Origin of the sequence: Pseudomonas viridiflava, assembly GCF_900602065.1 — a bacterium.
Classification (GTDB): Bacteria; Pseudomonadota; Gammaproteobacteria; order Pseudomonadales; family Pseudomonadaceae; genus Aquipseudomonas.
This window is the reverse complement of sequence record NZ_UWFN01000151.1, coordinates 1-330: the sequence shown is the minus strand read 5'-3', so window position 1 is coordinate 330 and position 330 is coordinate 1. Positions and strand designations below refer to the sequence as shown.

The window sequence follows — 330 nt, the reverse complement described above, 5'->3', positions numbered from 1 at the left end:
GCACACGGGTGCGGCGCGTCGGACGGCTCTGGTTCTGGCCCTGCAGACGTGAACCCTGGACCAGCCCGAACTCGCGGGCCAGTTGCACGCCACTCAGGTAGAGGCCGTCATCGCCGCGTTGGCCTGCACCGATCACCAGCGCGCCCTCGCTACAGGCAATGCGCAGCGGGTCGCAGTCGATCACGGTGCCGGGCGCCAGGCCATGGTCGGCCTCTTCCACACGTGCGCTCCAGACGATCAGTTTGTGCTCGCCCACCGGGCAGAAAGCGCCTGGGTAGGGCTGGGTCACGGCGCGGATCAGGTTGTTCAGTTGCGCAGCGGGGCGTGCCC

Annotated in this window: 1 pseudogene; it reads right to left on the bottom strand. The window is 69.1% G+C overall.

The window, feature by feature from the left end:
• A pseudogene (locus EE949_RS08400) lies at positions 1-330 on the bottom strand (bifunctional UDP-4-amino-4-deoxy-L-arabinose formyltransferase/UDP-glucuronic acid oxidase ArnA); the annotation flags it as partial.